This is a genomic window from Enterococcus sp. LJL51 (assembly GCF_054871795.1).
Genome location: NZ_JBTXLW010000026.1, coordinates 1 through 23,532, shown reverse-complemented (window position 1 = coordinate 23,532; position 23,532 = coordinate 1). Strand labels below are relative to the sequence as shown.

General features: G+C 36.1%; 27 protein-coding genes and 1 pseudogene. 2 read left to right on the top strand and 26 right to left on the bottom strand.

Annotated features, from left to right (window positions below):
* Positions 1-90: 90 nt before the first annotated feature.
* Positions 91-387 carry a hypothetical protein gene (locus ACYSNQ_RS17045; RefSeq protein WP_426084774.1) on the bottom strand — a complete coding sequence of 99 codons (297 nt, stop codon included), beginning with the start codon at positions 385-387 and terminating at the stop codon, positions 91-93.
* Positions 388-563: 176 nt separating this feature from the next.
* Complete coding sequence (locus tag ACYSNQ_RS17040; RefSeq protein WP_426084773.1) at positions 564-1,298, bottom strand: hypothetical protein; 735 nt, start codon at positions 1,296-1,298, stop codon at positions 564-566.
* Positions 1,299-1,526: 228 nt separating this feature from the next.
* Between ACYSNQ_RS17040 and ACYSNQ_RS17035 the strand changes: the two genes are divergently transcribed.
* Positions 1,527-1,715, top strand: coding sequence for a hypothetical protein (locus ACYSNQ_RS17035; RefSeq protein ID WP_426084772.1), 189 nt, complete (start codon positions 1,527-1,529; stop codon positions 1,713-1,715).
* Between the two features lie 87 nt (positions 1,716-1,802).
* Here ACYSNQ_RS17035 and ACYSNQ_RS17030 read toward each other — a convergent pair whose 3' ends face one another.
* The 24 genes and pseudogenes from ACYSNQ_RS17030 to ACYSNQ_RS16915 form a co-directional block, all read right to left on the bottom strand.
* Positions 1,803-2,381 carry a histidine phosphatase family protein gene (locus tag ACYSNQ_RS17030; RefSeq protein ID WP_426084771.1) on the bottom strand — a complete coding sequence of 193 codons (579 nt, stop codon included), beginning with the start codon at positions 2,379-2,381 and terminating at the stop codon, positions 1,803-1,805.
* 186 nt (positions 2,382-2,567) lie between these two features.
* Positions 2,568-2,786 (bottom strand): hypothetical protein, encoded by a 219-nt coding sequence (locus ACYSNQ_RS17025; protein ID WP_426084770.1) that lies wholly within the window; start codon positions 2,784-2,786, stop codon positions 2,568-2,570.
* A 263-nt stretch (positions 2,787-3,049) separates the two neighbouring features.
* Positions 3,050-3,649, bottom strand: a complete 600-nt coding sequence (locus tag ACYSNQ_RS17020) for a recombinase family protein (protein WP_426084769.1) — start codon at positions 3,647-3,649, stop codon at positions 3,050-3,052.
* Positions 3,650-4,523: 874 nt separating this feature from the next.
* Positions 4,524-4,910, bottom strand: coding sequence for a hypothetical protein (locus ACYSNQ_RS17015; RefSeq protein WP_426084768.1), 387 nt, complete (start codon positions 4,908-4,910; stop codon positions 4,524-4,526).
* A 1,367-nt stretch (positions 4,911-6,277) separates the two neighbouring features.
* Positions 6,278-7,138, bottom strand: coding sequence for a leucine-rich repeat domain-containing protein (locus tag ACYSNQ_RS17010; protein ID WP_426084767.1), 861 nt, complete (start codon positions 7,136-7,138; stop codon positions 6,278-6,280).
* A 468-nt stretch (positions 7,139-7,606) separates the two neighbouring features.
* Positions 7,607-7,921 carry a hypothetical protein gene (locus ACYSNQ_RS17005; RefSeq protein WP_426084766.1) on the bottom strand — a complete coding sequence of 105 codons (315 nt, stop codon included), beginning with the start codon at positions 7,919-7,921 and terminating at the stop codon, positions 7,607-7,609.
* 237 nt (positions 7,922-8,158) lie between these two features.
* The gene (locus tag ACYSNQ_RS17000; RefSeq protein ID WP_426084765.1) at positions 8,159-8,518 is read right to left on the bottom strand and encodes a hypothetical protein; all 360 of its coding nucleotides are present in this window, start codon (positions 8,516-8,518) and stop codon (positions 8,159-8,161) included.
* A 398-nt stretch (positions 8,519-8,916) separates the two neighbouring features.
* Positions 8,917-9,558 carry an ABC-2 transporter permease gene (locus ACYSNQ_RS16995; RefSeq protein ID WP_426084764.1) on the bottom strand — a complete coding sequence of 214 codons (642 nt, stop codon included), beginning with the start codon at positions 9,556-9,558 and terminating at the stop codon, positions 8,917-8,919.
* Positions 9,551-10,291: an ABC transporter ATP-binding protein gene (locus tag ACYSNQ_RS16990; RefSeq protein WP_426084763.1), complete on the bottom strand. Its 741-nt coding sequence runs from the start codon at positions 10,289-10,291 to the stop codon at positions 9,551-9,553. Before ACYSNQ_RS16990 ends, ACYSNQ_RS16995 begins: the two co-directional genes overlap by 8 nt.
* 1 nt (position 10,292) lies before the next feature.
* On the bottom strand, positions 10,293-10,766 hold the full coding sequence (locus ACYSNQ_RS16985) for a helix-turn-helix domain-containing protein (RefSeq protein ID WP_426084762.1): 474 nt from the start codon (positions 10,764-10,766) through the stop codon (positions 10,293-10,295).
* 223 nt (positions 10,767-10,989) lie between these two features.
* Positions 10,990-11,514: a hypothetical protein gene (locus tag ACYSNQ_RS16980; protein WP_426084761.1), complete on the bottom strand. Its 525-nt coding sequence runs from the start codon at positions 11,512-11,514 to the stop codon at positions 10,990-10,992.
* A 111-nt stretch (positions 11,515-11,625) separates the two neighbouring features.
* On the bottom strand, positions 11,626-12,063 hold the full coding sequence (locus tag ACYSNQ_RS16975) for a hypothetical protein (protein ID WP_426084760.1): 438 nt from the start codon (positions 12,061-12,063) through the stop codon (positions 11,626-11,628).
* A gap of 65 nt (positions 12,064-12,128) precedes the next feature.
* Positions 12,129-12,398, bottom strand: coding sequence for a hypothetical protein (locus ACYSNQ_RS16970; protein ID WP_426084759.1), 270 nt, complete (start codon positions 12,396-12,398; stop codon positions 12,129-12,131).
* 14 nt (positions 12,399-12,412) lie between these two features.
* Entirely contained in the window at positions 12,413-12,658 is a 246-nt protein-coding gene (locus ACYSNQ_RS16965) for a hypothetical protein (protein ID WP_426084758.1), read from the bottom strand.
* 199 nt (positions 12,659-12,857) lie between these two features.
* Positions 12,858-13,508, bottom strand: a complete 651-nt coding sequence (locus ACYSNQ_RS16960) for an acyl-CoA thioester hydrolase/BAAT C-terminal domain-containing protein (RefSeq protein WP_426084757.1) — start codon at positions 13,506-13,508, stop codon at positions 12,858-12,860.
* A gap of 345 nt (positions 13,509-13,853) precedes the next feature.
* Positions 13,854-14,200: pseudogene (locus ACYSNQ_RS16955) on the bottom strand (type II toxin-antitoxin system PemK/MazF family toxin).
* On the bottom strand, positions 14,193-14,426 hold the full coding sequence (mazE, locus tag ACYSNQ_RS16950) for a type II toxin-antitoxin system PemI/MazE family antitoxin (protein WP_426084756.1): 234 nt from the start codon (positions 14,424-14,426) through the stop codon (positions 14,193-14,195). The pseudogene ACYSNQ_RS16955 and the gene mazE overlap by 8 nt, the downstream one beginning before the upstream one ends.
* A gap of 464 nt (positions 14,427-14,890) precedes the next feature.
* Complete coding sequence (locus ACYSNQ_RS16945) at positions 14,891-15,799, bottom strand: ROK family protein (protein WP_426084755.1); 909 nt, start codon at positions 15,797-15,799, stop codon at positions 14,891-14,893.
* Between the two features lie 13 nt (positions 15,800-15,812).
* Positions 15,813-15,980, bottom strand: coding sequence for a DUF6903 family protein (locus ACYSNQ_RS16940; RefSeq protein ID WP_426084754.1), 168 nt, complete (start codon positions 15,978-15,980; stop codon positions 15,813-15,815).
* On the bottom strand, positions 15,973-18,132 hold the full coding sequence (gene gnpA, locus ACYSNQ_RS16935; RefSeq protein WP_426084753.1) for a 1,3-beta-galactosyl-N-acetylhexosamine phosphorylase: 2,160 nt from the start codon (positions 18,130-18,132) through the stop codon (positions 15,973-15,975). Before gnpA ends, ACYSNQ_RS16940 begins: the two co-directional genes overlap by 8 nt.
* 11 nt (positions 18,133-18,143) lie before the next feature.
* On the bottom strand, positions 18,144-19,016 hold the full coding sequence (locus ACYSNQ_RS16930) for a carbohydrate ABC transporter permease (RefSeq protein ID WP_426084752.1): 873 nt from the start codon (positions 19,014-19,016) through the stop codon (positions 18,144-18,146).
* An 11-nt stretch (positions 19,017-19,027) separates the two neighbouring features.
* A complete protein-coding gene (locus ACYSNQ_RS16925; protein WP_426084751.1) occupies positions 19,028-19,918 on the bottom strand; it encodes a carbohydrate ABC transporter permease in 891 nt (296 codons plus the stop codon).
* 114 nt (positions 19,919-20,032) lie between these two features.
* On the bottom strand, positions 20,033-21,370 hold the full coding sequence (locus ACYSNQ_RS16920; protein ID WP_426084750.1) for a carbohydrate ABC transporter substrate-binding protein: 1,338 nt from the start codon (positions 21,368-21,370) through the stop codon (positions 20,033-20,035).
* A 124-nt stretch (positions 21,371-21,494) separates the two neighbouring features.
* A complete protein-coding gene (locus ACYSNQ_RS16915; protein WP_426084749.1) occupies positions 21,495-22,310 on the bottom strand; it encodes a helix-turn-helix domain-containing protein in 816 nt (271 codons plus the stop codon).
* 861 nt (positions 22,311-23,171) lie between these two features.
* On the opposite strand from ACYSNQ_RS16915, the gene ACYSNQ_RS16910 reads away from it, so the two are divergent.
* On the top strand, positions 23,172-23,532 hold a 361-nt coding region (locus ACYSNQ_RS16910), incomplete at its 3' end, for a hypothetical protein (protein WP_426084748.1).

Below are 23,532 nucleotides of genomic sequence, written 5' to 3'. Positions count from 1 at the left end.
ATACTAATCCACAACTAATCGATATGCCTCATCTTTTATAATTACCCAAATCTTTGTAAACATTTCCTTCTCTCCTTTTTCATGTGCATCTTACTTGATAGTAAACCTTTCATCAGCAATCGCCCAGTCTCTGAAGTCTTCTACACTTCTGCTCGTTTTATCTGGCAAAGCACACTCATTACAAATATAGATATCTCCATCATCGGGACTCAAAACTGATGTAGCTGCTAAGACTTTCTCCCCTGGCAGATTTGTTTCTCCACACCGAGGACAAAGTAATCGAGAAACAAAAAAATCATATTGACGATTTTCTATTTCATAAACATTACTATGCGTCCATAACTTTAAAATTACACGATCCAATTCTGAATTATTTTTTTCAAACATCTTTTCCTCCTATTGATTGTTTAGATAAAAGAGTGTTAAAAAAAGAAGGCTGATCAGCCTTCCTTCACTAATATCATGCAAAAATGACTTGTATATAAAATTCTCTAGTTACATTCACATACCAACTGATAAATACAGTAATGCGAATAATTACTATCTTTGAATTGCTGTCATATCTAAATATTTTCCCATGCATATCTTATTTTCATGGAAGATACTTTATCATTAAATCCTTCTAAAAATGGAATAGTCGTTGGACCAACATAGGTGTAATTTCTATCATTATAATTATCATCATCCCACATCCGAACTTTATATCCTTCTGGAACTCTTATTCCTGATATTTTGTCATTTCCAAATGGTAAATCTCTTTTTTTGTAATCACCTCTAGCCAATGGCTTAGAAGGCTTACGAAATTCACTATCTTCATATACAACAGGAGAGATTGGATCATATTTCATTTCCTCAACAATAATTGAAGAAGTTTTATTGTCAAATTGGTAAGAGGATAAATTCAATATTTCACTAGCCTCAATAGTGGAATAATTAAGTGTGGAATTTCTTTCTACTGGATTTTCAACATCATAACGATTTTCAATTGACCGTGTTCTTCCTTTAAAATCATTATTTTCAGTCAAGATTACTCTAAATCCTTTAGGTATACTTAATGAACTTATAGTATCATTTCCAACAGACTTGCCATCATAATTCTTAATAATCTTACGGTAATTGAATTTATCTTTTTTATCTACATATTCCTCTTCGTACATTCCTGTTTTTAGATCAATTGAGTTTCCTGACAAATTAGTATCTTCATAAATAGTTGCAGTTTCTTCTGCGTTTACTTGTAGTGTTCCCATAAACAATGTTAACACCCCTACAAATCCTAAACTAAACAATATCTTTTTCAAAAAAAACACTCCCTTACATTAAGATAGTTAATTATAACTCTAAATTATTGTAAATTCTATAGGAAAATTAATTTCTTAAAATGTTAACCTTACCGTGAATTTTAGGCACTGCTTCCCTTCACACCTTTAACAATCCTTTTTGAGAATTTATTTCACTACTCAAAATCGTATAAACAAATTATAAAACGATTGTTATTATTTGCTATAATTGAAAAGGGAGGTGATTACATGACTAAGATTAGCCTAACAAAATTGGTTGAAGCTAGCAATGCAAAAGAGTATCAAGAGCGGCTTAAAATCGCTATTGACGAATTACAGTCTTCCAATCTTAAAGTTGAAATTCAGCACTCTATGAGTCGTGCTCAAAAAGGTGTTGGATATATGTATTCGGCAATTGTGATAGGAAGATTGGCTTAAAATTTTATTTTGAAACACTAAAGTAGTAGAGTATGACACCTAATAATTTTTGTTAGGTGCTGTCTCTACTATCCTTTTTGAGAATTACTAATCTTGGCTAATTGATTCTTTAAATGTAAATTTACCCTCTGAATATTCAAATTTTAAAATACAACAATTAGTAAATTTTATAGTTCTAATTTGCTCTTGAGAGAGCCATTTTTGAATAAATCGATACATAGACCCACCATGACTAACACATAGAACATTATCATGATATTCTTTTTCCATAATCTCAATAAGAGTAGCATTCATTCTGCTTTGTACTTGTTCGCTAGATTCTCCACCATAATCTACAAAAAAGTCTCCATACGAGGTTTCTCCTTCTCTTATTTTTGGATTCAATTTCTCACTTTCACTCTCGAATAAACCGAAGTTCCATTCTTTTATACCTTTTAAACGTATAACACTTTTGTAGTCACATACTATTTCTGCAGTATCAACAGCCCTCTCCTGTGTCGACGAGTACGCGTAATCAAACATTACGTCATTATCCAGAAAATATTTCCTAGCAATCTGAGCTTGATTTATTCCTTGTTCAGTTAAAGGCGAGTCACATGCTCCTTGGATTTTACCAAGTAAATTAAATAGTGTTTGTCCATGTCTCATTAAATATAGTGTTTTCATACTCGTTACACCTATCCTTCATTTAAAATTTATGTTTCTGTTATTACTTTTTTTAGAAGTCGAACTATTTTCGTCATCAGGAATTTTTTCATTCACTTTTAGAAAAAATATCCTGGTAGATTCATGACTGCTGCCGGAGAATTTTCTCTATGGTTCCGAACAATCATTTATTTTGAATACAGTTTACTAATAAGAACTCTTTTGCAGAAAGACAGATAACAACTTGTTTTCTACATCTATTTTTTGAACAACAACCCAACAGCCATCGTATTCGAAGTCGTAAATCACGTGAAAACCAAGGACTTCATGAAAGATAACCGGTTGTTTATAAATCTCTTCTTTAATTGACACATCATAATACTTACTCCCGTTTGTTATCTCAATATCGAATCCTGATACATCCATTCAAATTCCTCCTGACTAGTTTACTTGTAGCATTGACAATCATACTTCTATACTCTACTATTAATTCAAATTAATCCCGTTCTCTTCAACAAACTTTTTTTGGCTATCTCAGTTTTGAGGGAACTTTTTTCTTTTCTCAAAAACGTCCGTTTCTGAGAACTTTTACCCAGAGTTATTAATCAGAAAAGCTCGAAATGAGCTTAGAATCGTTCTCTCACAAACGTAAATTTATGATATTTAGATTTTGCTGTAAGTTTTGAGTGTTATTCTAGCTGCTTTCTTATTTTATAGATTGTAGGACGGGACACTCCCGTTTCTTCTGAAATCCTTTTTATTGGACTCCCACCCTCTAGCATTTCAAGAATTTTAAAATACGTTATTCGCTTTTGCGGATCTTTTGCATCGTGAGTGTATGTTGTCGGTCTGCCCTTGTACACACCTTTCTTCTTAGCAATTTCAATTCCTTGCCGCTGCCTCTCCAGTATTTCTTTTCTTTCATTTTCTGCTTGATATTTATATATCTCTAAAATCAGATTTGTTAAAAGCCGCTTTAGATTTTCGTCCTGTACATCATTGAAGGAAGGTAAATTCAAAATATCTACGGTCACACCTTTGTTTGTTAGATAATCTAGGGTCTCTGTCAGTTCTTTGTTGTTTCTCCCTAGCCTGGCAATTTCTTTTACTATTACAGTATCTCCCTCACGTGTGTATTCCAGCATTTTATTAAATTCTGGCCGCTCAGTATCTTTTCCACTCAGCTTATCCATAAAAATTTTATCAACATTCAATTTCTGAAACGTTTCTTTTTGCCTTGCTTCATTTTGATCTTTTGCAGAAACTCGAATATACCCAATTCTACTCATTTTTATCCCTCATTTTAAAACCATTTAATTTACACTTAAATTTTACATTAAAAATACTGATTTATCAATGTGGGTAAAAGTAAATTTTAAGTATACCCATAATTTACACTACTGGCAGATTATTAGTGTAGCAATTAAAACATACTTACAGGTAGACTAACATAACTTTTAATAGGATAATCAGTAAAACTTTGCTTTATCCATCTGAGTAATGTATATTGTATATAAAGCAATAAAATGTATACTGTAGTTAGAGGAAACAAAGACTTTGTTGTTATTTTCAATGATACAAAAATAGAGAGTTTTTCGTCAAAAGAAGAAGCAGTTCAATATGCTCATACTAAAACTAGACAAAATATCTAAATTGTAGCCGCATTCTTTATTTTAGTATGTAAATTCATAAAAAAATTGTCTTTTATTTGAGAAGTTAAACAGAAATTTACTGCGATTTTTGAACTTTATTACTTTGAATGGCATTCATCAAGGATCTGTTCATTCTTATATTTTATAATAGTTCGATATCCTTTGTTACTGAAATAACTTGTATCTCTCCTAAATCAAACTGTTCCTTTTCTCGATACCATTTTCTATATGCAATTTCTGGCTCTTTCTATTTTTTTGAGATTGCTAGTACAAAACCTTTACCCCAAGCCCCAAGATTATTGCATATATGAGCAATGATTTTATTCCCTGAAGCTATGGGTTTTATCGTGTATCTCCACAAGGAGTAGTTACAGAAACTGACTCCTCTGGAAATCCATACTAAACTAATTACAAATATATATAAATTTATGCAAGCTATCCCAGTTTTGGGGTAGCTTTTTGATGTTCCCTTTCAAACTCTTCTTTACTAACTCTTTTGAGAATATGACAACTAATGAACAGCGTTTCCTTCTATCCTTTGCCAATTTTTACCATCAAAAATAAATTTCATATCAAACTGAGTATTACAATTTCTTCCCCAATAATCCATAGTAATTGTATTTCCTTCAAAATATATCACTGCTAGATCAAAGGGAAAACCATCAATCGAATCTTTGTTTTCAAAATATTCTTGTACTTGATTATCCAAATCTGGAACAGCCATGCATATTGTTTCAAACCATTTTATCAACTCATTAAACTTTACACGTTGAATAGGCTCTAAATAAATCACTATATCATGTTTCTCAGAAATAGTGATTTCGTTATCTACTTTCATATCCAGTAAGCTCACTTTAGAAATAAAATCAGCAGCCTTATATCTATTCTTTTCTATCAATCCTATCAGCCCCTCATTGTTTTTTTTAGATAAATGCTTTATAACATGTTTTCACAAAAATGGAGTACTGTTTCCCAGCTTCTAAATAAGCAGTCATTACAAGCTAACCTTTCCCCTCATATTTATTCCCCTAATTTCCTTAAACATAAAAGCACGCTTTTTTTGATTGGGTTTAGGTACTTTAATCATACAAATTTGTGTGCTTTTTATGTACTCCTAAATCAAAAAAATGGAACAACAATCAGATTTTCTTCTGATTATTGTCCTACTATTACTGAGCTCCATTAAGTACTCTCTGAAGTGCTTTATTTATAGCGTCGGCATCATCTGGATGTTCTAACTGTAAACTGTTAGACTCTGATATTGCAGCTGCGAGACTTGTTTGAACAGACTGTTTCACTTGGGGATCTTCAATAGAATTTATATAGTCGATTTGTCTTTGCCGAGCATCTTTTATAACATTGTAATAATATTCTTCTAAATTGTTATTACTTTCTTCACTCTGTTGTACAGGTGTAGACTCTTTATCAATGTAACTTGATTGTTGATTGATGACGATACATCATTTATTTCAGAAGTAGAACTAAAAGTTGTTTTTTGAGCTGAACTGGATGTTCTTGTTGATGACTCTGATTCTTTAATGCTGGTACTAGATTCTTCCGAAATTGTAACGTTTCCTCTAGTACAACCTACTAACAGAAATGAGTAAAACTGGTGCCAAAAATTTTTTCATTTTACATTTGCCTCCTTTTTAAAATTTCTTTTTGAGTAAAAATACAAAATTCATTTGTAAAATAAACGAGTGCTGATAGTAATCTTTTCAACATAATCAAATTGTCAACATTTCCCCTTCATTTTTTGCTATCCTTTTTTTGAGAATGTGCTTCTATACTTCTTCTATTTATTTATTTTATTCTACTTCGCTTATCGTTGAAAAGTCTACCTTTTTTGTACCCCTGATCAATTTCTCCTTTGTCTCATCTTTTCTCACACCCGTCACAAGCTTTAGCATTTTCACCTTTTTTTATCTCTCCTGCTCCTTTTTGAAATGCACATTGGTCTCTGCATTACCATACTTCCTTATTTTTCTGTGCTGTACCTAATTCCATTTTTAAATAACTGGGTTGTACTTATTACAATGCCTACACTTGCTAAAATGAGAATATCCTGTTTTCTTATACTTTTTTCACTTTTAACAGCTTCCTAAAAAAATTCATCTACACCTCAGCTTCATAAGCTTCGTTTTGCTCAACAGTCCCCTTTCAAAGCCATGACTATTCACTAGATAAATAAACAAAAAAAGGCATGAGTTATTCTCATACCTTTTTGTTTATTCTTAAAAAAATACTTTATCAATTTAGCAACAATTAATCTATCCAGTTAATAGGAATCCATGCATTTCCATGGAAATTAACTGTTCTTCCATTGTTAACAGCCCAAGAAAATGATAGATATTTTGCATCTGGAGAAATGTTTTCCCATTTCAGCAAGCTATCTTGTTCAGTAAACAACTCGTCATCACTATTAGATTCAAGTGCATTGTACTCAATTTTCTTATCTCCAAATTGTTCCGATTTAATTATGGGACTGTACATTTCGTAACTCGTTGTTCCCCTTTTCAGCGTTACAGTTTGCAGTAATCCACTAGTGCTTACATCAATTTCAGTCAAATTTGTTAGGTTGGATAACTCAGAAATATCATATAGTGCTAACATATCTGGTTTAGCATCTACACCGGCAGCCTCACTGTCTGAATAACCGTTACTATAAATTCTAAGATTTTCTAACGCTGCTAAATTTTTAAGGTCTTTCAAATTTGTGTTATCACCATACTCTATCCAAATCGATTTCAAATTAACCAAATTTTTTATTGGAGATAATTCTTGTATCTCCTCAATAAACTCTCCCTGCAAAATTTCCAAGTTTTCAGCATATTCCAAACCGTTCAGGTATGGTTCTTCCCAATCCGAGTCAACCTCTGTCACCATATCCATATATTCCATTGGAACAACACCATATTGATCAAAAACATATTCAAAATCATTCAAACGATTATATTGTTCCGTTTGAGAAAGATTGTCGGAAATCTCCCAGTACAAATTATCCCGTACATCTTTTGATGGTGCTTGAACAAAATTTTGTCCCCCAGCTGCTTTTGCAACTAAAGGTACCATTGACAATCCGACTACTGAAGCAACAACAAATGTAACTATTTTCTTTTTTTTCATTTTTAAAAACCCCTTTCCATGTTATTTTATCAAAAATTAAATCACTATTCAATAACTTTTTAATAAAAAATAAATATTATCTTTTCCATTTTTGTCTAAAAAACCAACTTTTAAACTAGTTATACTTACAGCAAAAAATCTCCTATACCTTAAAATTACATAAAACAGATAAGCGTAAAAACCATATTCATTCTTTCAAAAGTTACTACTGTTTTTCCTAATATCTTCGGATACTGTGTGATTATAATCGCATACGTCTTTTCATAGAAACTCTTCTGGCAAAAATATTTTATTATTTTTCAACGTTAAGTGTCACAAAAAACCAAAGAATATTTTATTCATACCATTGTTATTCGTTATTAAAAAACTATTCCAAATAAGCATATAATTAAACTCTGATACTTATCTGCCGGTACTCACTATTGCGTCTCTTTTTGAGGTGGCTTGCGTACAAGCGACATGCTTTACCTACTTCAGCTCGTTGACGATTACAGTAGCGTTATAACCGATGTAGATATTGGTTTTAAGTCCCGTTTCAGCATCAATATACTCTAACCGCCCTTCGCCATAACTAATATCAAATTTCCCTTTTTCTTCATAAATAATTGAGCCGTCTGCATTATAAACCAATATCTCTCGATTTAATCCATCATTTAATGACGACTGCATATTCTTCTGCCAGCGTTTTCCACCTGCTGTACCAAAAATAATAAAAAGAACTAATGCACCTACTAATACCACTGAAATGCCTACTCCAATAAAAAGATTTTTCTTTTCCTTCATTTACTCCGCCTTCTTTCTATCTGTTTTTAAATAACTTTAACCCTGAAGTCATCTTACCAACTACTTAAAATATCTATCTCAACGTTCAATAGCTTCACATTGATTATTACTTAGTTTCCCACTGGATTAAACGAATTTCAAATTCATTCGCAAGTACATTTTCCTCCTATAATATCAAATCATTCCCAACTTATTTTTTCCTTCAATTTATCGCTAGCTTATCAAAGAATAAAACTGTTATTTTAATTTAATGCGGCAAGCTATCTTTCCTAAAAGTATAGCTAAGTAAATGAAAACAAAAGTAGCAATTAAAGAAAAAAATAAATATGATGCCCCTGAATAAAACTCTTTGCTTACAAAATACCTGCCTAACGGAACTATATAAATAAAAAATTCTATCCCCAACACAACACCAACAAAATTTATAATTATTAATTTTAGATGGGGGCTCTTTCTATTTTCTATATCCGTTGGTAATACATTTCCCATATTATCCGTATTAGAGCGTCCTAATAAATTAGTATTTTGGCGATCAAACTCACTATTTCTAATAGTAGAATTTTGAGCAAATTTTTGTTGTTTTTCTCTATCCCCCATAACTACTCCTCTTTTCTAAAAAGTATTTGTGAAAATAATATTTCTTTAACTGTTTAAAAATCTTTTTGGGTTTCGAATTACACTGTCGAATCTTCTGATTGGTTTCAACCACTGATCAATTTTGAGAAATTGTCTTCTGGTTTAGACACTCAGCTTTATGACTAGCCCTTCAATGTTTACCTGAACATTAGTACTAATCATTTTAGCTTTTTACTTTAGCTTCATCATTTTATTATAATATAAAGATAAAGATTTGGTACCCCATTAAAACATACTACATTGATTAAGTTAGATATTTCCTCTTTAAAACCGTACGTTAATACAGCAAAAAAAGAGATGCGTCAACATCCCTTTTTTAGTTGAATCGTTTATTACTCAGCAAAACTCTATTTTACTCCTTATAAATCTACGCGTTCAAAGCGTTTTGACGCTATTTTATAAGCTAGAAATGTAAAGACACTATATATTATGATTCCAGCAATTAGAATAGGAGCCTGCTTTAACATTAGAGCCGGTGTCATACTATCCACCCACTGCATCCCCGGAACATAGGTGAAAGATTCCATTACAACGACAATAATCATTGCTGGTATAATGCCATATATAAAGGCTCGCCCAACCTTATACGCTGTTTTATAGAACTCCGTAAAGAAAAATAAATTGAATACAGCATATACAATCAATCCAAACCCGTAATAAGCGACGTTTGCTTCAATTCCAATCGGGTTACCCTCCGGCAGGATTAATGTTCTAAGATAGGCAAATGGTAAAGAAATAAGCAACTGTCCTAATTCTACAATTACGACCAGCACACATTTTGATTTTACAATATCTTTTTTTCTAACTGGCAGCAGTGCTGTATAAAAGGCATCGTGGTTTTCACGGGCATTATAAAATGTAATGAATGATGCTAAGCAGCCAAAGAAAAATACAATGCCGTACGGATAAGAAGGAATAATGATTAAACACCCTAATAACATAAACACGTACAGTGTTGGATGCGCACATAAACGAAATTCCTTATAAAGCAGATTAGTCACTGTAGTTCCTCCTTTCAGTACGAATCATAATTTCTTCCAGTGACAGCTCCTGTTCATTTGGCTTTTTGAGCTGTTGAAATGATTTTATAAATGTCTCTTTCGCCGCACTTAATAATATTCTGCCATTTTTGATATAAGTAATGTCATCTGCACATTTATCCAGGTCTGAGGTAATATGGGTGGAGAACAGTATTGATCTTTTCCCATCCTTTACCAGATATTTAAACAAATCTAATAAGTCCTCACGTGCGACAGGATCCAAGCCACTGGTTGGTTCATCAAAAATCAGCAGGTCCGCATGGTGGGATAATGCTAAGGTAATCAAATATTTTACTTTCATACCTGCAGAAAGCTGATTAACACGTTTGCCCGCATCCAAATCAAACATTTCCATATATTTCTGGTAGGCATGGTCATCCCACTCTTTGTAAAAACGGCGAGTGACCGACGTAATATCAGATAATTTTTTATACTGATAAAAGTCTATCCCTCCAAGAACGACACCGATTTTTTGTTTACATCTTGCCTCTTCTTTTCTGAAGTCAGTATCAAACATTCGGATGGTTCCTTCATCAGGAGAAACCATATTAAGCATGGCCTTCAACGCCGTACTTTTCCCTGCGCCGTTTTTCCCAATCAACCCCATAATTTTTCCCTCTTGTAGTGAAAAAGAAATCCGTTCTAATGTGAATTTAGGGTATTTTTTTGTTAAATTATGAACCTCTAGCAACATGCTATTCACCGCCCCTTTCAGGATAGAAGTTATCCATAATTTCTTTCGCCGCCTGCATAAAGGAATCGGCCGGCAGCAACGCAATTCCTTGTGATGCTGGCCTTGTATCACCCAATACTACCAATCTCTCGCCAGCTTCCCATTTCAATAAATCTCTCGCTTGTTTGGGAATAACAACCTGCCCTCGTTCCCCCAAGACCGCTGTTCCAAAAAGATGTTTCCCTTTGGGTGCCATCCCGACTTCTTGATTTTCTCCGTCAAAATGAAGCAAGTCATCGATTGTTACATCATACAAACCAGCCAATGCGTCACAGTTGATAACGTCCGGAATTGACTCACCATTTTCCCACTTTGCCACAGCCTGCCGTGATACGCCGATTTTATCCGCCACTTCTTCAATAGTCATGTGACTAACTTTTCTTAGATACACAAGATTCTTTTTTATATTGATTTTCTTATTTATAATCTTATTCATACTTTTCATACCTCCTTTACATCTTAATTTTACCGCCTGTAGTAAAGATTACAACCAACTGCGAATAACATTTTTTGTTCTATTTAGTTGCAAAGGATAATCCGGAAATAGCTGCACTTGTGTAATCTTCTAAAAAAAGTGAGACAATAATCAGAAAACAACTGATCATTGTCTCACTCTTTTCATTTCCATAGGATTTCTCTCTCAATCAATAACTGCTTTTCTAGGTGACCTTCTTTATCGGAACCCAAAATTCATATCGGCTTCCTTCCTTGGTGTTGAAATTTTCTCTTTCTATCAATACATATTGACTATCCCCACTATCATAACGAATATATCCTTGAGGTATAGCTACATTCTTTTCATACTTTCCACACTGTCCAAGTCCACGCTCCCCAAGCGCCTCCTCTTCAGTCCGCAGCCATTTCGTTGTTACTACCAGAAATTCGCACTCTGGAAATTTGTTCATCTTGTATCCCTTGGGAATTTCATCTACACTTTCACTTTCAATCATAGAGCCAATAAAGTAAATAAGATTGCTGGAGTTGTTGTTATGATAAATAACCATTGGCTGATTATTTTTTTGTTGATAGGGTTTGATCTTGTCAAACCCTCCAGCTTCAAAAAAGTTATTCCAAATAGTAACAAAATCAGCGTCTTCAATAGCTCCAACTATTTCATTTTCTATCCCAAGAAAATGAAACGCTTCTTGCTTTATATGAAAAATTTTAATATCTGATTTACTCAATATAATTACCTCCTATTGGTCTTTTTGTGCGTATCCAAACGATTTTCAGTCCATGAATTTTTTACTGTTGCCCTTTTCAAAAATTCTCTTGGAAAATCCGACTGTTTTCCTTTAAGGAAATAATTGCCATCTATTTTTCTTCACTAATTGTAGATTTCCTCTATTTGTTTTTGCTAATTCATTCTTAGCTGTAAATTCGAATCCGCTCTCGTTTTCTTTTATTGAATACACCTCTTCTCCCTCGTAAGTAGCTATCGTTAGAATATTTTCATTAATCACATACTGATAGTTTTGATATCCTGAAAATGCAGAGCCTAAATTAGCAGCACTGAGATTCACCTCTTCTTTAGAAAAAGTAACTGTATATACAATCTCTATAGGCGACGTCTTTTTCATTTCCCATGTATTATTTTCTAAAGTAGTTTGCAGGCTTTCTTTCTTAAAAATATAATTAGTACATAGAAATACAAGCGCAAGGGCAAAACATATGATACCTGCGATAGAGAAAATATTGAGTGAAAACTTGTTCTTTTTAGAATTTAAGTACATAAAACACCTGCCATTCTACTCCTTTTTAAAAACTTTTATTTATCGAAAGCTTCTAACATCCCTTGCTAGAAGTACTTCGCAAAAAATTTTGATGCCCACAAGCCATACCAGCATGAAAGTAATAGTAAAAATAATTCTAAAAACAGCCAGACTTTTACTGATACTAATAATGCTAACATTACTATTAAAGAGAAAAAAACAAGGAATGAACATGCGTACAATCTAAATATATAGCCAGGATTACCAGCGAATTTCATCTCATTTTTTGTGTATAGCTTCCAGCCTAAAAGGCCAAAACGTATCACAACAGCCTTCTTACTAATGGTTCTTTTCATGCTTCGCCCTCCTTTTAGTCCACTTTGAGAATCGAATATCCTCCCATATCACGGGGCGGATCGTATGTTCCATGCCATCCTACTAATACTCTATCCTTTGTATCCACATAATAAGTTGAACCTTTTTTTACATTAACTATTCCTCCGCCATAGGCAACCTTGAATTCTTCAGTCGCAGTTCGCTCGGCTGCTTCATCCCATTTGTTGCTTGCCGGTCGTATCCCACTATTGCTCGCTGGCGGTGTCCACAATCCAGTCATCTCATCTTTTTCAATCATTTCTAAAACCCCTTTTCGCTACAAACACTTAACGTTCCATGTTTCTTTTTTTATTATTCTTTCCAGAAAAAAATAGTTTTAGTTCCAACTTTCATCATTAGCAAGTGCCTGCTCAAGCTGCTTGTTTTTTACTCTTTTGAAGGATAATACCTTCCCTAATTATTAACTATCCCCCCTATTTCTAAGTAGAACAAAAAGAAACAATATTTTTCATCATATCTTGGTAGCAACGTTGGCTGATTTCCTCATTTCCACCTAGTATCAGTTTGCTCGTACGATGCGGTCCTCCGATTGAGTGCCCTGCCTCTTCATATATAACTAATTCTGTTTTCAGGGGTTGTCTGCTTTCTTTTATTTCCTTAGCCATTTGATCAGAATGCCAGAGCATATCCTGCCCGCCAGCAATCAGCAGCAGTTCTCCAGCAAAATTTTCGCTTTTGATCCGAGCCTCTTCTTTATTATCACTCAAATGAACACTTTGCTCATAAAGCTTTCGAAATGTTACTGGCTTTTTTCTAATCATCCCTAAGAGATACTTTGCAAACGGAATGATTGTGGATAAATGAAATTCTTTTCTTAGCTTCATCAAAGAAATGTATGAAAAAGGCTGTTCTTTTTTAGTCCAAGACGAGACCTCAACACTCATCTCACCTAAACCCCAAAAAACATGATTACTGGGTACGATACCTACAATTTTATCAATTTCATTACTGTATGCACTACCCAAAAGCAAGACTAATTCTGCTCCCTTAGACTCACCGATAACTATTAATTTAGTTGGATTTTTAAAGGTTTGATTAATAAGTGTGCTCGCTTCTTCACCTAATTCCATGCGATTCTTTTATCTTAAGTATCCAACATAACATCGTAAAAGAAAAGCTATTCTTGGTATCTTCGCTTCTACCTAAATTAATTTTGTTACTAAATAGCTGCAATAGCTTATTCACTCCTAAGTTGAGCATTTGAAATTATGTATAGGAGGTTGTGACAAAAGTGTTCAGCTCCGAGAAATAAGAAGAATAATACGAAAATAGCTTCTCATATTTTTGAGATTATTCAGCTTATTTCCGAGAAAGCTGCTTTTGGAATACCGTTTATTCGGTTTTAGAGATGTCAAAAGTCTGGGATTTTGTTTATGTCCCAGACTCTCTGTAGTGTTCACAATCACTTAGAAAAGTTAAAAAAATGGAAAATTAAAATTCAACATAAAATATTGTGCGATATTCAAGAATTCTTTCATCTCAATTTTACCAATAACTTCTGCATTACGATTTCCACTAAGTGTGTAATCCAACGAATATACTTGTTTAGTATTAACTTTACTATCCTTTTGTAAGATTTTACTATGTATGGGAATAAAATATGGACGTTTTTTTCGGTTGAAGTAATAAGACAAACAATGATTAGATTCGAAGACAAGTTGTATTCATCACGGCTCATAACTAATGCTGGTCGCCTTTTTTGAATTTCACTACCTTTAGAAGAATCAAAATTAATAATAACAATATCACCTTGCTTAATCATCTAGCTCGCTGACTTTTGGAACAAAATTCATAGCCAGCTTATCCTCGTCATCTACAAAATCACCTTTTTCTGCATTTTGAAAAAAATCTTCTGCTTTGGGAATTAAAGAGATAATTCCTTCATCATCCTTATAATAGTAAAATTCTTGTCCCTCTTTTACAGCTAATTTGCTCGCTAAAGTAACCATGATTGCATTCCCTTGTTTTCTCGCTTTCACTGTTTCCATATGATCCCCCTCATCAATCATATTTTATCACGTAATTACAATAATTTTTCTTAAAAATACCATTTAACATTACTAATAACAGAATTACAATAAACTATTACACTTAACATTTACTTCAAAGGATTGCCCATAACACATACAACTTTTCAAAAAGATTGATTACAGTCATTAAAAAAATCAGAAAAAGAGAGCAAAGCAACAAATAAAGAATTGCCTTACGCTCAAAATCAAAATACATTTACGATATTATAGCGTGAAAACTTTATCAAAATGTAGATTATTGATCATACTATTCCTGGTTGTTTCTTTATTCATTGACTATGTATTTCCCTATACGAAAAAAACATCGAACTTTTTTGTCCGATGCTTTTTTCGCTTATCGTTGTCTGCTGCTTTTCTTTAGTATCTTTCACTAATGATATGCTGGTTTATAGTCTTCCTGTTCTATAACCTGCTTCATCCTTTTAGTCTTTATTCATTTCTGCAATGGCTCGCAAACCGGCACCAATGACGCCGGCATTATTTTCAAACTTCGTCATTTCTAATCCTTCAAGACTGGTTTTCTGTGCTTCAATGAGTTCTTTCGCCAGCTTTACCTTCAGTAGATCCAGCATATCAGGATTCTGTTGTAAAACACTGCCGCCAAAGACAATTTTCTGCGGATCAAGGATACAGATTAACGCATAAATACCATGGGTCAAAGAATCGGACCATTGCTGAATCAGCTCCACAGCCTTCGGGTCTTTCCGATGATAGCGCTGAAAGACTTCTTCTGTAGTCAGCGTGCCGTCATTATAGGCCTCTCTGGCAGCTTCTGCCAACGCCGGACCAGAAGCCAGCTTTTCCAGTCTTCCTAAAGACTGCTGTCCATTCCGAACAGGCAGCAGTCCTAGTTCTCCGGCAAAGCCTTTGCCCCGTAAGAAGGTTCCGCCGTTAATAATTGCTGCGGAAATTCCTGTACTAACTGTTAGAAAAACCAACAAGTCATCTGCTGCTAGTCCTGATGTGCCCCACTCTGCATAAGCTGCCTGATACACATCATTGTCCAAGGCAATATGTTCACAATTGGAGTAGCGCTCTTGCAGCCGCGCGACGATTGGAAAGTTTTCCCATGGTAAATTATTCTGAAAAACCGCAATGCCGTTTTTCCGATCGACTAATCCTGGTACGCCAATACCGAAAGAAATCTTTTCTTCATGCAATTCGCTTTTATCCAACAGCTCGTCAATAGCCTGGCACAGCCGCTCATACATTCCCTCTCTGGAGTTTATATTGCTGGGAATTCGAACCTCGTTTGTCACCTGTCCATCTTCAAAGACCAGACCTGCGGCAATTTTTGTACCGCCAATATCAATACCTATTGCCTTTTTCATATTATTTCCTCCGCTACTGATACTTTCTATTATAGTCCCATAGCAACACAAGAAGTCCTATTAAGCCCGCCAGCATAGCCAGCAGCCCAGAATAACCAATATGCTTCTGACCTAGAAAAACCAGAATCAGACAAAGGAAAAAGACACCTGCTTTTAATCCAGAGATCAATCGTTTATCCATCATAATCCCTCCAAATAATTTCCCCTGGTTTCAGTTCAAACACTTCATGCTTCCCGCCTATTAAATAAACCAGCGCCGTCTCCGCCTGATTATGATTATTAACTACTACATATTTTTGAATACCAGGATAGGCATGGACTTCAACATTTGGGTTTTCGCTATACCACTCATTTAAACGGTCTTCTTGACCTGCTGCATAAAATAATGCCCGCAGCAGTAAATCACTGTTCTCCGGAGAATATGGTAGACCACTGATGTACACACTTCGTCCTCTTCCAAACTGATTCGCTGCCAGTTGAACTGATCCTTCCTGAATGTTAAGAATCTCCGTTTCAGTATGAAGTGAAAAAATATTTTTCTGCCCTTCACCGAAATCAAAGCTTTGGCAATGCTTCGTGATGAAATGCTCTGGCTGCTCTTCATGAAAATATTTATCTGTTGATAAAGAGAAACCTTGTTCTTTTTCCACACCCAGCAGAGAAGCCAGTTGGAAGTAACGTCCATTCTTTTGAAAAGCACTAGGCTCTCCTACACCAATGAAACCGCCGCCCTGATTGACCCATGAGAAAATCGTCTGAATCAGCTCAGGGTCTTCCCATGCTGCTCCGCCTGAGTATGCTGTATAGCCATCACCTGCGTTGATTAAAACATCAATATCCTCAGGTATTCCCGCTTTGATTTCATCAAAGGTAAAGAACTCTACTGCAACTTTCTGACCAGATAAGGCTTCAAGAATACCGTTATAGCTATAGATTTGCTGATACCATAAAGCGTGAGCGACCATATGAGTCTGCCATGAACGCAGTTTCCCCCAGGCATTGACAATCCCTATCTTTAGACCCGTATAAGGTGCAACATCTTTGATTTTTTCATATAAATCTCTAAATTCATCCGCTACTTCTGCAATATACTCGACAAAATCCGGGAACTGGTTAGCCAGACTCAAATAGCCGCCGTAGCCAATTCGATCAACCGGCTTTCTTAAGATAGCGCGGCGGGCAGTCAGCCAATTCTCTCTAGCCTCTGCAGTGGGATCATTGCCTTCCTTGAAAACATCTGGAAAGAAGTAAGGCAAAAATCTGCCTTCTGTATACTTCACATGAGGAATTTCAGATATTAACCGCAATGTCGTACCATTCCCTACACTGCCCACAACCGCATCTATACCGATATCCTTAAAATACTTACCGTAAGGCTCTGTGCCAATCCAGTTATCACCAAGAAACATCATCGCTTCTTTGCCGCTCTCATGAGTGAGATCTACCAGCGCTTTTGCTTCCTCTGCGACAAACTTCTGAATAAAATCAATATAGTCCAGATACGCTTGGCTCGGTGTCCTAAAGGTAGAATTATAATAGCCTTCGTCCACAAAATCCTCTGGCGTCAAGGCATACCCTTTCGCCTTTTCAAACTCCTGTAGAGCATCAACTGATACGGTGCCGCCATAACCAAACCAGTCAACAAATTTCTCTTTGCCCAGCTGATTGAAAAACAAGGTGAAGTGATAAAAGAAGGTTGTAAAACGAACCACATCTGTATCTGGATTTTCCGCCAGCCAATTTTTCAGAAACTCTGCCATATATCCTTTTGAAAAATCCTTACGTACATCAAAGGGAATATCATGAGGCTTATCGCCCCAGTCATTTGTTATATGATTATACATCTGTGTTGGATCCCAAATCATGTACGCTAGAAAAGACACCGTATATTCATGAAATGCAGTGATATTTTGTACGATTACTTGATTAGCTGCGGCTTCATAGTGCCAGTCAGCTGCTGGAACGACTTCTCCTGTTGTCCGGTCACGAACCTCCCAGAAATGCTTTGGGTCGTCATCATAATTGGGCTTGATTTGTTCTTCAAAAAATCCATTGAGAAAAGGAATCGTTACTGTTGCATCTGTTGCCGTCACACGCTCACTAAGGAGATACAGCTGCTGGACTTCTTCTAAATGCTCCTGAATGAACTCATTATGCCCCCGGGCAACAAAATAGGTAGTGTAGATTTTTGCTTTCAATTGTTTGAGTCCTTCATCCAGCTTGGTCCCGTCGCTATCCCGAATGGCATCTGCTCCCCAGAGCTTCATCAGACGTTTCGTTTCTTCTAAGTAATTTCCTTCACTGGGAATTGTCACTCGTCCCTTATTTGTCATTCTAAATCCCCCTATTCCTTATTTCCGCCAACGGTCATTCCTTGTGTCAATTGCTTTTGCACAAGAATGTAGAGAATCAGTGTCGGCAGCATAACAATCACTAACCCTGCATAGAGCTGACCATAATTAGCAGCCGCCTTTTGCCCAGCCATTAAATTAATTAGTCCTACAGAAAGGGTTTTATTTTCACCTGGCAACAGAGTCAGTGCAATGATGTACTCATTCCAAAAGCTCAGGAAATTGAATAGAATCACTGTGATAATACTTGGCTTTGCCAGCGGTGCCATAACAACCAGTAATGTCTTGAAAAAGCCGGCGCCATCGATATAGGCTGCTTCCTCATAAGCTGTGGAAAGCGTTCGGAAATAATTCGACAGCAGGTAAATTGTAAATGGCAAAGCAGTCGCTGCATAGACTACTGCCAAAACAAAGAGATTATCGATGAGAAAAGCACTGCCGATAGTTTGGCGCAGCGCATTGTCGCCGTCCAGCAGCATCAGGAAAATAGGAACCACAATATAATTAGAGTTGATAAACAGCCCCATCATAAACAACGTATTCAAAAATCCTCTGCCTTTGAATTTAAAGCGGGCCAGCACATAGGCTGCCGGCAGCGCTACAACAATTAAAATGACTAACGCAGTTAATGTTACAATAACTGAATTCAACATATAGGAACCCATATTGGCTTTTTCAAAAGCACCTATGAAGTTCTCAATATAGAAGCCCTTCGGCATTGACCACGGATTACCATAAAATTCAGAATTTTCTTTGATTGAAGCGAAAAATACCCAAGCGATTGGAACTAGAATGGATACAGCTAAAGTAATCAGCGCAACATAGACAAAGATTTTATAGACTCGATTGCCGTTCTTTGCTTTCATATCCATTCCTCCTAGAATTCGTAAACTTCACGTTTGGTTACTTTGTTTAGTACTGCCGATAAAATAAATGAGAAGGTAAACACAACTACCCCAATTGCCATCCCATAGCCATAGGAAGAATTGGTATATGCTTGTTTATACATGTAGCTCAGGAATACTTCTGTTGAGCCGTCCGGTCCGCCGTTAGTCATTGCTTTTACTAACAGAAAACTCAAATTGATGGTACTGATGACAAAGAAGGTCAACGTTGTCCGAATCGTATTCCAGGTTAGCGGCAGCGTAATATCGAAGAATTGCCGGAGTGCGCCTGCTCCTTCTAGAGCAGAAGCTTCATACAGACTTTCAGGAATAGAAGCCATCGAAGCCATGTACATCACCATGTAATACCCAATCGCTTGCCAAATCAGTGCAAAAGCGATGCTGTAAATGACAATTTTCTGATCGCCAAGCCACATCTGCTGAAGATTTTCCAATTTCAGCGCCCCGAAAAGATTGTTCAGCAAGCCGCTGCTGGGGTCATAAATAGCGGAAAAGATTGCCGCAATAACGACTATTGATAAAATATTAGGGATATAGAAAATTACCCGGAAAAGATTCACTCCTTTGAACTTCTCCCGTGTCAGTATGGAAGCAAATATCAGCGCCAATAATAACGTAATAATAGTAACGAGGACAATCAGCAAAATTGTATTTTGAAAGGACCGGAAGAAAGCCATATCCTTAATTAGAATCTTAAAATTATCCAAACCGACAAATGTTTTTTCAGGAGAATAACCGCCCCATTTAAACATCGACATGAAGAAGACATTGACTGTCGGATAGACCATGAAAATCAGAATCAGCAAAACTGCCGGAATCAGACAAAGCGTAATAAAAATCCGCTGCTGCTTTTTTCTGTTCATCTGGACCTCCTCCTTTTTTATATATTTTTAAATTTTAGTTATTACAAATTTTTATAAACTATTTTTATGACTAGGAAAGGCCAAGGCAGCAATGTACCTCAGCCTTAAGACAATCTATTCAGAGGCCTCTCTTAATTTATCAGAAGCTTCAACAACGCTATCCTGCCATTCCTTCACTGTTTTATCGCCGGAAACCACACTGTTGATTGTTTCAAACAAGGTATCGCGAATACTTACGCCTTCAACGCTCGCTGCATTGGCAAAGCCGCCCATAACAGCTTTTGCACCGTCATCATAGATACTGTAAAACAGCTTATTGTCTCCAGTTAATTTATCGGACATCCCTTGAATTGGCTGGATTGCGCCGACTTCCATAAAGATATCTGCCGCTTCATCAGAATACAAGTATGCAATAAATTCTTTTCCTGCATCCTTATGCTCTGCACCAGACGGCATCCAAACCTGTTCAAAGAAAGTATAAGAATAGCGGTCGCCGCCTGTGCTTTCGGCTGGCAACGCAGTCATGCCCCATGTGAAGCCGTCAGCTCGTGGCGCATCCTTCATTTCTTCTGGAACCCACGTTCCATTTGGCATGAAGATTGTTTTATCATCTAAAATCATCTGTTGATTCTTAGTAAAGTCTTGATCATTGGCATTTGCAACAGTGGTTGGTGCAGTGTATTCCGCCAGTTTTCCAACGATTTCAAACGCTTCTGTTGCTTCTTTTGAGTTCCAGGCACCCTTTTCATAGCTCATTGCTTCGTTAAAGAATTCTGGCCCGCCAGTAGCTGATAACAGACTGTACATGAAGGAATCCATATAGCCTGTTGTTGGATAAGTGAAAAGTGAAATATCTTCTTTTTTCGCTTTATCTCCTAATGCCCACATCTCATCCCAGGTCTGTGGTACTTCCCAGCCTTTTTCTTCTAGCAAGGCTGCATTATAAAACAGTCCAGTAGGTGAATAGAACATCGGTGCCAAATATGTTTTTCCATCATTGTACGGATTAGTTGCCAGTGTATCTGTAAAACCGGAAATCAGTTTGTCAGAAACCTTCTTCTCTTCACCAGGAACAGTCATTGATAAAACATCAGTCAAATCTTCTAGATTCTTATCCTTGATAAAGGTTTCTGTAAGACCCGCTTCACGGCCAGTTGCCAGTAAAATCACATCCGGGTAATTGCCGGCTTTCATATTCGGACTAATGACATCCTCCAGCTTCTTGTCAATCGTCAATTCAACTGTTACATCAGGATTTTGGGCTTCATATGCTTCTTTGATTTTATCCCACATGTCTGCACCGTAGGCAGATTCTAAAGCTGCTACTTTGATGACTTCTTTTCCATCCCCGCTATCTGAAGCACCTGTATCCGAGGTTTTACCGCCACCACATGCACTAAGTGTTAATGCAGCTAAAGCTAAAACAGAGGTCAGACCTAAAAATTTTTTCATGATTGACTCCTCCTATATTTGATGGTTTCAGTATAACAGGTTGGAAAGCGCTTTATTTTTGAACAATTGCTGGTTTTTTTATAATTATTGAAGAAAACCCTTACAATAAATATATTGAAAACAATCATTGGATACCTCGATGCATTTTCCGGTACTTCATCGGTGAAACACCCATCTCTTTTTTGAAAGCCTGATTAAAGTAAGACTGTGAAGTAAACCCTGTGATTGATGCAATATCTGCAATTTGATAATCCGTACTCTCCAACAACTCCCTAGTGTTTTCAATTCTTTTTTTCATCAGATAGTTCATCGGTGTCGTGTGATAATTTTGTTTGAAGGTATGAATAATATAGTATTTATCTAAATGAATCGTTGCTGCAATATCCTCCAGTGAAAGCTGTTCTTTAAAATGCAGGTCGATAAACTCCTTGATTAGCACACTGTCTTTACTGACGCTTTTGTTTTCCACCGGTACCAGCGTAAATTTCTGATCCCGATAGATTTTGATGACTATCGTTTCTGCCAACCGCTTTAGTGCTGCTTCATAGCCCCAGCCTTTCTGATTCATTTCAGCAATAGCAAGCTTCAAAAATGGCAGTAAATCTCCCATGTGATCATGGAAAATGAAATGCTGTTTATCTCCTGATGATTTCTTTTCAAATTTAATATTATTAATCCCAATTACTACATACCACAAAGGATATTCTCCAGATGAGGTTTCGGTATGCTGAACATAAGGATTGACGATGATGATATCCCGATCCTTTATTGGATACTTTTCATTTTCGACGATAAAATTGCCCTTTCCGCTTAGAACTATCAGTATCTCTGTAAAGTAATGGGAATGGATAGAAGAATGCCACTCTTCCTCAGAATATTTGGATTGTCGTATATAAATCAGTTCACTCTTTTTTAACAGGTTATCAATATCTTCAGTCATTAATTCCGCCTCCATTCATACATCTGAATCATATCGGTAATTGAAAGCTCTTTCAAGTGAATTATTCAATTATTGGTTATCTTTTGATGCTCTCCTTCAGTGGATACTCGCTAAGATAGTAATAAAAGATATCCAAGGCTCTATCGCCGAACAAACGGTGTTCCAGTCTTGACATACTTCGAGAATCGCAACGCAGTGAGAACCATAGACACGCTTGTAGGAATCGAATGTTTCGGCTTGAAAAACATTTGATCTTAGCGACAGCAAACGCACTCCACTTCGTTCCAATCTCATCAATCTCTAAGTAGACAATCCCCTAAGAATTGAAGGACTTCTCTACGCTACGATAGCATCAATATCTACGTGCTAACGCACTAGAATTGGCGTTCTCAGAAATAAGTCAAGCGACACTAAAAATAGGCGCTGCTCCAGATAGGGTTCAATTAGCAGCTACTCGGTTCTCTCACAGTATTACTTGGCAATTTTTGATTCGTCCACCTTATTGTTGTGGTACACCGCAAAGGACGCTCGGATGTTTATCAGTACCTACCTGCTTCTCTAAGCAAAACACTTCTGTCCTATCCTCATTTCAGAATTTTTTTAAAGTCTACTTTTTATTTTTTTTAATAAAGGATTAAAAATATAAAGTATTATTTTTTTATGATTTATTAAAAATTGATACTCCACACAACGAACCATTTGTTATAATTAATTATCTAAATAAATAAAAAGATATCAAAAAAAGTGTTATTATATTTTCGAGACAGAGTTGGGTCGGCTCATCTATTCCATATAATAGGAAGGGTGTTCGATTAACAGTTAGAAAAAGCAAAGAGGTTAAAAATAAAAAGGAGGAAAAGGTTGGATATAAAGTATAATGCAGCAGATTGGCAGGCGTTGAGCGAGGGTGTGGGCTTTATCGAAAGCATGGATCTCTTTTCTATGCTGAAGGAAGCCGACCGTCTCAGTGAACAGGCTGAACAGGCCTGCGCCGCCTATGATGCCGACCGTGCCATTCAAATAGATACCCCAGAAGAAAGCTATGAAGAGCTAGCCAATAGATTTGTCCTGTTAAATTTGGCGATGCGGCACATTCCGGATCAATTGTCAGGAGGAGTGGATTATCCCTTTGCCTCAGCGATGGATCAGGTCGTAGAAGGAATCAGCAACATGGATTTGATGGGCTACAGTACCAGTGCCAAAGGCTACTTTCCAGATCAGG